This is a genomic window from Actinophytocola xanthii (assembly GCF_001921205.1).
Taxonomy (GTDB): domain Bacteria; phylum Actinomycetota; class Actinomycetes; order Mycobacteriales; family Pseudonocardiaceae; genus Actinophytocola; species Actinophytocola xanthii.
Window position 1 is genome coordinate 63,273 of sequence record NZ_MSIE01000058.1, and the last position, 10,386, is coordinate 73,658.

The window sequence follows — 10,386 nt, forward strand, 5'->3', positions numbered from 1 at the left end:
TCCTACCAGGCCCGGCCGAGGTCGGCGTGCTGGCGGACCCAGGCGTGCATGACGATGCCGGCGGCCACCCCGGCGTTGATCGAGCGGGTGGAGCCGAACTGGGCGATCGACACGACCAGCGTCGCCCCGGCCCGGGCCGGGTCGGTCAGCCCGGGCCCCTCCTGGCCGAACAGCAGCACGCACCGTCGGGGCAGCTCGGTGGTCTCCACCGGGGCCGCTCCGGGCGTGTTGTCCACCCCCACCACGACCAGGTCCTCGGCGGCGGCGAAGGCGAGCAACGAGGCGACGTCCGGGTGGTGGGCGACGTGCTGGTACCGGTCGGTGACCATCGCCCCCCGCCGGTTCCAGCGCCGCCGGCCGACAATGTGCACCGCCCGGGCGGCGAACGCGTTGGCGGTCCGCACGACCGTGCCGATGTTGTGGTCGTGGCCGAAGTTCTCGATGGCCACGTGGAAGTCGTGCCGGCGCCGGTCGAGGTCGGCCACCACCGCCTCGCGCCGCCAGTACCGGTAGGCGTCGACGACGTTGCGGCGGTCGCCGCCGGCCAGCAGGTCGGGGTCGTAGCGCTCGTCTGTCGGCCACTCGCCCGGCCAGGGCCCGACCCCGACGGGCTCGCCGAACTCCCACTCGGTCGGCCCGACGCCGGCCTGTTCGTTCACCGAACCGCCGGGGAGACGACCTGGCGCTGCCGCCACCGCAGGTAGACGCCTACATAGGACACGACCAGCAGCACGACCGCGCCGACGACCACGACCGGCAGCAGCGATCGCGGAATGAGGTCGTCGTAGATGTAGTACTCGTTGAAGCCACCGGGCAGCGGGCCGAGACCCTGCTGCGCTCGGAGGTAGTCCTCGGCCGTGGTCAGCGGGCAGGGTATCGGCAGCACGTTGACCGCCACACCCCACAGCGCGAAGAACACGTGGACGAAGATCGCACGGGGCCAGCGCCAGGCGAGGAACCCGCCGAGTCCGATGTAGAGCAGGGCCGCGAAGTGCACCACCACCGTGACGTCGGCGAGGAATGCGGCCATGGTTCCACGGTACCGAAACGGGTCAGTCCACGAGCCGGATTTCCGTCGACGTCACGTGGTCGGCGTTACTGTAGGGGTGGTGCGGGTGGGGTCTGCGGCGGGTTCTCCGGCATGGTGCCGTGCTGGATCATCGGCTGGCCGAGCGGCGGGGTGGGCGTGACCGGCTCGTTGAGCAGGTCGAAGGCACCGTGCAGTGCCGGCGCCGCGCGTACCCCGGGGTCGTCGACCTCGTAGTACTCCTTCTTCCCGAACTTGCCGGCGCTCGCCACCAGGCTCGACGGGAACGTGTCGAACCGGGTGTTGAACGCGCGGACGTTGCCGTTGTAGAACCGCCTGCCGGCGGCGATCCGGTCCTCACACTCGACCATCTGCTCCTGCAGGTAGCGGAAGTTCTGGTTCGCGGTGAGGGTCGGGTACTGCTCGGCGACGGCGAAGAAGCTCGCCAGCGCCCCGTTGAGCTGCTGCTCGGCCTGCCCCTGGGCGGCCGGGCCGGCTCCGTGTGCTGCCACGGCCCGGCCCCGCGCCTGCACGACCCTGGCCAACGTGTCCTGCTCGAACCGCGCGGCCGCCCTGCTCACCTCGACCAGGTTGCCGATCAGGTCGTGCCGGCGCTGCAGCTCCACGTCGATCTGCCGCCAGGACTCCTCGATCGTGTTCCGCTGCCTGGCGAACTTGTTGTACATCGCGGTGAACGCCCCGACCGCGATCACCACGACGGCGACCACGAGCAGAACGGTGACCAGTACGGCGTCCACCAGGGGAATCTATCGCGAACCCCTGCCCGGCGCGTGCCGAGCGAGCCTCACAAGCCCAGGTCGGAGAGCCCGAGCAGGGCCCGGTAGGGCAGGCCGCGGGCCTCGATCACCTCACGCGCGCCGGTGTCCCGGTCGACCACGGTCGCCACGCCGACCACGGTCGCGCCGGCCTCGGTGACCGCGTCGACGGCCGTGAGCGGACTGTTGCCGGTCGTCGTGGTGTCCTCGACGACGAGCACCGGCTGCCCGGTGACCTCGATGCCCTCGATCCGCCGGCGCATGCCGTGTTCCTTGGCCGACTTGCGGACCACGAAGACGTCCAGCACCTCACCCGCCGCGGCGGCGGCATGCATCATCGCGCCGGCGACCGGGTCGGCGCCGAGGGTGAGACCACCGGCCGCGACGTAGTCCCAGTCCGCGGTGAGCTGGCGCAGCAGCCGACCGATCAACGGGGCGGCGGCGTGGTGCAGGGTGGCGCGCCGGAGGTCGACGTAGTAGTCGGCCTCCTTGCCCGAGGAGAGCACGACGCGCCCACGCACCACGGAGAGCTCGCTCACCAACCGGGCCAGCTCGCCCTTCGCATCGAGGTCGACATGTGGAGCGCTGCGCACGCTCGCAGCCTCTCACGAACCGGCCGCCGGTGAGGAGCCGACCGGCCGGCATCACACTCAGCCGAACCCGCGGTCGTCCTGCTTGAGCGCGGTGTCGACGGTGAGCGCGGATCCGACGACCAGGCTCGCCAGCGGGTCCGGCAGCGGCCGGTGCACCTGCACGACGTAGTTGTCCGCGGTGGTGAACAGGGTTTTCGCCACGCCCTCGAACGTCTTGGTGATCCTGGCTATCTCGGCGCCGGTCTGGTCGACGATCGAGAAGTTCCAGGCCCGCCAGTTCTCCGCCTGGATCCCGCCGACCTGCTGGTCGCCGACGAGGAAGTTGAACCGGATCTTGCCGAACACGTTGTCCTGGACGATCTGGCCGACCTCGCTGCCGTCCGGTCGGGCGACCACGACCCGTGACTTGACCACCTTCGCCGGGCGGGTCAGCAGCAGCACCGGCTGATGCGCCGCGTCGCGCACCTCGAGCCGGTGGGTGAGGAACTGGTCCCAGCTGGTGAAGAAGCGCAGCGCCTTGCGCAGGGCGGACTGCCCGATCTGGGCGACCGAGCCGATCTGGTTCCCGTGCTGGTCGAAGACCGAGTACTCGTTGGTCATCTCGATCAGCTTGACCTTCTGGTTCACCACGAGCACCGGCTCGGTGAACAGGGTGCCACCGCCCTGCCCTGGCTGACCGATGCCGGCTTCGCGGGTCTGGTGCCGGACGCGGGCGGGGTCCGGCCCGCGGCCGACCTGCAGCTCCCAGGCGCTGCCGCCGCTGGGCGGCTGCTGGGGCTGCGGCGCCGGCGGTGCCGGCGGAACGCCGTGCTGCCCCGGCTGGGTGTGCTGGGTCCACCGCGTGCCGTCCCACCAACGCAGAACCGGCGAGCCGGGTTGTTCCGGGTACCACCCGGGTGGCTGGGTCATGGCCTAACTCCTTGCCTGCTCCCCCCACAGGGCGCATGAGGCCGTGATCCTAACCCCGGCGGGACGCCCTCAGCGGTACATCTTCTTGACCTGCTCGAGCGCGATGTCGATGGTGATCGCGGACCCGATGACGAGGCTGGCCAGGGGGTCCGGCAGCGGCCTGTGCAGCTGTACGACGTAGTTGTCCGCTGTGGAGAAGACCTCGGTCAGGAGGCCTTCCCAGGCCTTGGTGATCCTGGCGACCTCACCCCCGGTGTGGTCGACGATCGAGAAGTTCCACGCCGCCGACTCCTCCGCCTCGATCCCGCCGACCCGCTGGCCGCCGACCAGGAAGGAGAACCGGATCCTGCCGATCAGGTTCTCCTGCACGATTTCGCCGACCTCGGTGCCGTACGGCCGGCGGACCATCACTCGCGACCTGCCCAAGGTCCTCGGCCGAGTCATCAGCAGCAGCGGCAGGCTCGCCGCGTCACGAACCTCGAGGTGGTGGGTGAGGAATACACCGCGACTGTAGAGCTGGCGCGTCGCCAGGTGCAGGAAGGACTGGCGGACCTGGACGACCGAGCCGAGCCGCCCGCCGTGTTGGTCGAACACCAGGTAGTCGTTGGCCAGGTGGTCGACCATCTGGTTCACCACGAGCACCGGCTCGGTGAACAGCGTGCCGCCGCCCCGCGGGCGCGGGCGCACCCCGGCCTCGCGGAGCTGCCGCCGAATTGTGTCCTGGCCGCCGTCGACCGACTCCTCCGCCGGTGCCGCCCATATGGCCTGCCGCGTGTACTCGGTCCACCGGGTGCCGTCCCACCAGCGCGACAGGGACGAGCCGGGCCGTTCCGGGTACCACCCGGGTGGCTGCGCCATGACCACTCCTTGCCTGTTCCCCCACCAGGCGCACGAAGCTTCGATCCTAACCGGCCGGTCACGGCTTCCAGACGAAATCCGGAGTCCGATCGAGGATGTCGCAGGCGTAGTCGAGCAGTTCCGCGATCCTCGTGCGGTCGACCTTGCCGGGGGTCCACACCACGAGGTCGCCGCGTTCGAAGCGGAACGGGATGGACAGCGCGCGCTCGTCGGCCAGCATCCAGGCCATCATCCGCGGGTGCAGGATGTCGTAGGCGAACTTGTCGTCCTCGGTGCGGATGCGGAACGTCCGGTTGAACTCCTCGCTCTCCAGCTGGAGGTCGCGCATGCCGACCAGGCCGAGCAGGCGGCGGCCCCAGTTCTCCCGGCTCAGCTCCAGCGTGGGGCGGGGGGCCGGGGTGGCGAGGCCGACGACGGTGAACGGGTAGGTCCTGGTGCGACGGTTGTCGCCGCTGCCCTCGGTCTCCTTGTAGGAGTACTCGAACGCCACCAGGCGGCGACCTCGGTGGGTGCCGCGGAGCACGTGCTCGGCTCGGCGGTCGTGGCCACGGCCGAAGGGGCTGCCGCGGAACCGCTTGACCAGGCCCCGGTCGCGCTCCAGGTAGCGCCAGCCGCGCTCCTGGGCGAACGCGGTGAACTCGGCGACCTTCTTCCGCCGCTCCTGCCACTGCCACCAGACGACCAGCCCGACCATCGCGAGCACGCCGACGACCAGCAACACGATGCCGGCGTCACCCACGGTCGGACCTCACATATCAGGTCCTATCACGCCCCAGGGAGGCCTTCACCTCGAGACGGCGCTGGACCGCGCGGGGCAGCAGCCTCGGCACGGCCAGCAACGCCTTGTACACCGCGCCGGGCACCGACCGGGTCCGCCCGCGACGCAGGTCGCGCAGGCACTCCGCGACAACGCGATCGGCGTCGAGCCACAGCCGGTCCGGCAGCGCACCCATGTCGTCACCGGCGCGGGCGTGGAACTCCGTCCGGGTGAAGCCGGGCACCAGGGCGAGCACCCGAACGCCGGTACCGGCCAGGTTCGCTGCCATGCCCTCGGAGAACGCGGTCACCCAGGCCTTGGACGCGGCGTAGGTCGGTCCGGTCCCGGGGAAGTACCCGGCCACGCTGGACACGTTCACCACTCCGCCGTGGCGGCGAGCCAGCATGCCGGGGAGCGCCGCCCTGGTCAGCCGCAGGACCGAGGTGACGTTCACGTCCAGCTGTGCCTGCAGGTAGTCGAGGTCCGCCTCTGCGAACGCGCCACGGGTGCCGAAACCGGCGTTGTTGACCAGCAGGTCGATCGGCTTGTCCCGGTCGGCCAACCGCTCCTCGACCCGGCGGCGGGCGCGGTTGGTGGACAGGTCCGCGGTCATCGGCTGGACGTCGACGCCGTGCGCCGAGGCGAGCTCGGCGGCGACCTCTCTCAGCCGCTCACGGGTTCGCGCGACCAGGACCAGGTCGTATCCCTGCGCTGCGAGCTGCCGGGCGAAGGCGAAGCCGATCCCGGCGGTGGCCCCGGTGACGAGGGCAGTGGGCATGGGGCACACGGTAGTGGGTCGCCGAGCCACCCGGTCGGACGAGGGCGATCAGTCCCCTCGCTCTCCGTGGCGTCCGCTGGGCTGTTCGTGTTCGCCCACCGGATCGACCTCGGCGTCGAACGGGTCGACCACGTCGGCGATCTCGCCGATCGCCCGCAGCAGCCGCTCGATCCGCGACGGGCTCGCGTGCGGCGAGGCGCTGGCCAGCACCCAGCCGTCCTCGATCCAGGCCACCGGGATGTCCGCGCCGATCTCCTCGGTGGCGTCGATCAGGTCGGGGGTGATCAGGCCGCGGGCCGCGGTCAGGTCGGAGACGAACGCGTAGCGCTGGCCCACCGGCCCGAGCAGCTCAGGCATCTGCTCGCGCTGGAACGGGGCGCTGGGCAGCCACAGCTCGATCAGCGCCGGCAGCGCCCAGCGGCACTGCACGGCGGCGATGACGGCGGTGATCCGGCCGTCGCTCTCGAGGTCGAAGACGTAGACCCGACGCCGGCCGTCGGCGGTGAAGGTGGACCCGGCGACGACGTCGCGGGCGATGCCTCCGCCGTGGAAGGCGACCGCGCCGCCCTCCCACTGCGCGGGCAGGTCGTGGTCGGTCTCGGCGAACTGCCAGCCGCGCAGGCCGGCCCAGCGGCGGCGCTCCCGGTTGCGCGAGGTGAGCCGCGCGCGGTCCCGCAGCAGCATCATGGCGCCCGCCAACCCGGCCACGACGGCCAGAAGGAACCACGCCCATGCCGGTATGCCCACGCCCGTGAGCGTAGTAGGCCGTCCGGCGGAGCCAAGATCACCCGTCCCCCGGCGCGTCATCCCTGCTCGCGCCCCTGCTCACCCGGTGCCGGAACCGGCGCCACGCCGTGCGGGTCGCGGCGCCGGTTCGGGCGTCAGAGGGCTCGGCCGACGATCAGTCCGGACTGGTCACCCGCCACGTCGACCCGGACGGTGTCCCCGTCCCGGATCTCGCCGCCCAGCAGCGCCTTCGCCAGCTGGTCGCCGATGGCCGAGGAGACCAGGCGGCGCAGCGGCCGGGCGCCGTAGACCGGGTCGAACCCGTTGATCGCCAGCCACTCGCGGGCTCCCGGGCTCACGTCGAGCACGAGGCGGCGCTGGGCGAGCCGCTTGCCGAGCTGGGCGACCTGGATGTCGACGATCGTGGTCAGCTCCTCGGTGGCCAGCGCGCCGAACACCACCACGTCGTCCAGCCGGTTGAGGAACTCCGGCTTGAAGTGGCGCTGCACGACGCCCAGCACGGCGTCCTTGCGCTGCCGCTCGTCGAGGCTCGCGTCGGCGATGGCCTGCGAGCCCAGGTTCGAGGTCAGCACGAGGATCGTGTTGCGGAAGTCCACCGTGCGACCCTGCCCGTCGGTGAGCCGGCCGTCGTCGAGCACCTGGAGCAGCACGTCGAACACGTCCGGGTGCGCCTTCTCCACCTCGTCGAGCAGCACCACCGTGTACGGCCGCCGCCGGACGGCCTCGGTGAGCTGCCCGCCCTGGTCGTAGCCGACGTAGCCGGGCGGTGCGCCGACCAGCCTGGCCACCGAGTGCTTCTCGGAGTACTCGCTCATGTCGATGCGCACCATCGCGCGCTCGTCGTCGAACAGGAACTCCGCGAGCGCCTTGGCCAGCTCGGTCTTGCCGACGCCGGTCGGGCCGAGGAACAGGAACGACCCGGTCGGCCGGTCGGGGTCGGCGACACCGGCCCGCGCCCGGCGCACGGCGTCGGACACGACGCGGACCGCCTCGGTCTGCCCCACGACCCGCTGGCCGAGGGCCTCCTCCATGCGCAGCAGCTTCGCGGTCTCGCCCTCGAGCAGGCGCCCGGCCGGGATGCCGGTCCAGGCCGACACGACGTCGGCGACGTCGTCCGGTCCCACCTCCTCCTTGAGCATGACCCCCTCGGCCGGCAGCTCCGCGGTGCGGGTGGCCGCCTCCAGGTCCTTCTCCAGAGCCGGGATGCGGCCGTAGCGCAGCTCGGCGGCCCGGCCGAGGTCGCCGTCCCGCTCGGCCCGCTCGGACTCGCCGCGCAGCTGCTCGAGCTGCTCCTTGAGCTCGCGCACCTTCTCGATCGAGCCCTTCTCGTTCTGCCAGCGCGCGGTGAGCGCGGACAGGTGCTCGCGCTTCTCGGCGAGCTCGGCGCGCAGGCTCGCGAGCCGGTGGCGGGAGCCCTCGTCCTCCTCCTTCTCCAGCGCCATCTCCTCGATCTCGAGGCGGCGCACGGCACGCTCGACCTCGTCGATCTCCACCGGGCGGGAGTCGATCTCCATCCGCAGCCGCGAGGCGGCCTCGTCGACCAGGTCGATCGCCTTGTCCGGAAGGAAGCGCGCGGTGATGTAGCGGTCGGACAGCGCGGCGGCGGCCACCAGCGCGCTGTCGGTGATCCGCACGCCGTGGTGGACCTCGTAGCGCTCCTTGAGCCCCCGCAGGATGCCGACCGTGTCCTCGACGGACGGCTCGCCGACCAGGACCTGCTGGAACCGCCGCTCGAGCGCGGCGTCCTTCTCGATGTGCTGGCGGTACTCGTCGAGCGTCGTGGCGCCGACCATGCGCAGCTCGCCCCGGGCGAGCATCGGCTTGATCATGTTGCCGGCGTCCATGGCGCCCTCGCCGGTCGCTCCGGCGCCGACGATCGTGTGCAGCTCGTCGATGAACGTGATGACCTGGCCGGCGGATTCGGTGATCTCCTTGAGCACGGCCTTGAGCCGCTCCTCGAACTCACCCCGGAACTTGGCCCCGGCGACCATCGCGCCGAGGTCGAGCCCGACCACCCGCTTGCCGCGCAGCGACTCCGGCACGTCGCCGGCCACGATCCGCTGGGCCAGGCCCTCGACGATCGCGGTCTTGCCGACGCCGGGCTCGCCGATCAGGACGGGGTTGTTCTTGGTGCGCCGCGACAGCACCTGCACGACGCGCCGGATCTCCGCGTCGCGGCCGATGACCGGGTCGAGCTCGCCCTTGCGGGCCCGCTCGGTGAGGTCGAGCCCGTACTTCTCGAGGGCCTTGTAGGTGCCCTCCGGGTCGGCGCTGGTGACCCGGGCCGAGCCGCGGACCTTGACGAACGCCTCCTGTAGTGCGTCGGGCGTGGCGCCGTGCCGGTTGAGCATGCTCGCCACCGCCCCGCCCTCGGCGGCGAGCCCGACCAGGAGGTGCTCGGTCGAGACGAACTCGTCGCCCATCTGGGTGGCGAGCTTCTGGGCGTGCGTGACAGACCGCAGCGCCCGGGGGTCCAGGGTCGGTGCGGAGACCGTGCTGCCGGTTGCCGAGGGCAGTGTGGTGGCGAGCTTGTCCAGCTCCTTGTGGACCACCGCCGGGTCGGCGCCGACCGCGGTGAGCAGCGGCGCGGTCAGCCCGTCGCCCTGGGCCAGCAGGGCGCCGAGCAGGTGGACCGGCGTGATGTCCGGGTTGCCGGCCACCGTGGCGGCCTGGGCCGCCGAGGAGATCGCCTGCTGGGTCTTAGTCGTCGGGTTGAAAGCGTCCATCCCCTCACCTCACGTGCGCAAACTTTGTGCCTCACCCAGACAACGTCAGCAAAGTTGAGTCAGTTCCGCTCAACCCCGCTTTTTTCGCACTGTCACGGCCTTCACCCACATGTACCAACAGGGTTGTCCCCAGGTCATGGGCGCTTGTCCACAATCCCCAGGTCGCTGTCCACAGGTCGGTCGCCGGGTGCGGGGCGTGCTCCCAGGTTCAGGCTGCTCCCCGGCACGGCCTACCGCCAGCCGGGTGAGCTGCCGCGCGGATACTCAGGACCGCTTGCCTGCCGACTTTCCGGCGGCCTTGTCGGCGGCGGCCCGCACGCCGAAGTAGTCCCCACCCTTGCGCCGGCTGTCGTCGGTACCCCAGTCACGGGTGCGAGCGACCGGTTGCATGCGCGGGATGTGCTTTCGGCAGTGCACGTAGGCCTCCTCGACGTGCACGACGACCCAGCGCTCGGGCTTGCGGCCGCGCTCGACCTCATGGGGCAGCCCGGACACCTGGGCGCGGAGCTCGGCGTCCTCGACGATCCGCGCGCGCCCGTTGACGTGCAGCCCGATCAGGTCCTCCACGAAGTCGATCATCAGCATGGCCACGTGCGGGTTCTCGCTGATGTTGCCGAGGCTCGCCAGCACGCCGTTGCCGCGGTACTCGGGGTAGGCGATCCGCTGCTCGTCGATGACGTGGAGGAACCCGGGCGGGCCGGCCCGGAAGGTCGAGTCGCACTCCCCGCGGGCGTCGGCGGTGCCGATGAAGGCCATCTCCATCCGGCCGACGAACGTGACCATCTCGGCGTTGAGCCGGGGGAGGACCTGGTCCCGGTAGAAGCGGTTGGCGCGATCCTGGGTGCCGTAGGCGGCCTGGAGCAGGTGTTCGCCGCGAGAACCGGGCAACCCCGCGGCGTCTTCGCGGTCGGCGCCCGGGTCGAACATCGGCGACGCCGGCTGGATCACCGGCAGGCCGATGGTCCTCGCCTCCTCGGCCGAGCGGAGGACTCCGGCGTCCGGGCCGGGTACCCCACGTGCCGCCGCGGCCAGCGCGGCGGCCGCGCCGGGAGCGGCCGGACCCGGTGCGGACAGGTAGGTCAGGCCGGGCCTGGAGCCGGGAAACGGCGCGGTGACCGCGCCGGCGCGTCCGCCGGCCGGGGCGGCACCGTTGACGTCCGCCGCGGTCGGCCCGGCACCCGCCCGGGGACCGTGCGGAGCGGGGGCACCGAGCCC

At 71.7% G+C, this 10,386-nt stretch carries 11 protein-coding genes; all 11 read right to left on the reverse strand.

Annotated elements, in window-relative coordinates:
• Positions 1–2 precede the first annotated feature (2 nt).
• On the reverse strand, positions 3–659 hold the full coding sequence (locus tag BU204_RS28325) for a TrmH family RNA methyltransferase (protein WP_075128817.1): 657 nt from the start codon (positions 657–659) through the stop codon (positions 3–5).
• Positions 656–1,030, reverse strand: a complete 375-nt coding sequence (locus tag BU204_RS28330) for a DUF2784 domain-containing protein (protein ID WP_075128818.1) — start codon at positions 1,028–1,030, stop codon at positions 656–658. Before BU204_RS28330 ends, BU204_RS28325 begins: the two co-directional genes overlap by 4 nt.
• A gap of 65 nt (positions 1,031–1,095) precedes the next feature.
• The gene (locus BU204_RS28335; protein WP_075128819.1) at positions 1,096–1,785 is read right to left on the reverse strand and encodes a LemA family protein; all 690 of its coding nucleotides are present in this window, start codon (positions 1,783–1,785) and stop codon (positions 1,096–1,098) included.
• 47 nt (positions 1,786–1,832) lie between these two features.
• Entirely contained in the window at positions 1,833–2,396 is a 564-nt protein-coding gene (pyrE, locus tag BU204_RS28340) for an orotate phosphoribosyltransferase (protein WP_075128820.1), read from the reverse strand.
• Positions 2,397–2,453: 57 nt separating this feature from the next.
• Complete coding sequence (locus BU204_RS28345; RefSeq protein WP_075128821.1) at positions 2,454–3,305, reverse strand: phospholipid scramblase-related protein; 852 nt, start codon at positions 3,303–3,305, stop codon at positions 2,454–2,456.
• A 69-nt stretch (positions 3,306–3,374) separates the two neighbouring features.
• Positions 3,375–4,163 (reverse strand): phospholipid scramblase-related protein, encoded by a 789-nt coding sequence (locus BU204_RS28350; RefSeq protein ID WP_075128822.1) that lies wholly within the window; start codon positions 4,161–4,163, stop codon positions 3,375–3,377.
• A 58-nt stretch (positions 4,164–4,221) separates the two neighbouring features.
• Positions 4,222–4,902 carry a hypothetical protein gene (locus tag BU204_RS28355; RefSeq protein ID WP_083661716.1) on the reverse strand — a complete coding sequence of 227 codons (681 nt, stop codon included), beginning with the start codon at positions 4,900–4,902 and terminating at the stop codon, positions 4,222–4,224.
• A gap of 16 nt (positions 4,903–4,918) precedes the next feature.
• Positions 4,919–5,698 carry an SDR family NAD(P)-dependent oxidoreductase gene (locus BU204_RS28360; RefSeq protein ID WP_075128823.1) on the reverse strand — a complete coding sequence of 260 codons (780 nt, stop codon included), beginning with the start codon at positions 5,696–5,698 and terminating at the stop codon, positions 4,919–4,921.
• A 48-nt stretch (positions 5,699–5,746) separates the two neighbouring features.
• Positions 5,747–6,445 carry a type III secretion system chaperone family protein gene (locus BU204_RS28365; RefSeq protein ID WP_075128824.1) on the reverse strand — a complete coding sequence of 233 codons (699 nt, stop codon included), beginning with the start codon at positions 6,443–6,445 and terminating at the stop codon, positions 5,747–5,749.
• A 134-nt stretch (positions 6,446–6,579) separates the two neighbouring features.
• Complete coding sequence (gene clpB / locus BU204_RS28370; protein ID WP_075128825.1) at positions 6,580–9,171, reverse strand: ATP-dependent chaperone ClpB; 2,592 nt, start codon at positions 9,169–9,171, stop codon at positions 6,580–6,582.
• A gap of 264 nt (positions 9,172–9,435) precedes the next feature.
• Complete coding sequence (locus BU204_RS28375; protein WP_332888593.1) at positions 9,436–10,254, reverse strand: pyridoxamine 5'-phosphate oxidase family protein; 819 nt, start codon at positions 10,252–10,254, stop codon at positions 9,436–9,438.
• Between the last annotated feature and the right edge of the window lie 132 nt (positions 10,255–10,386).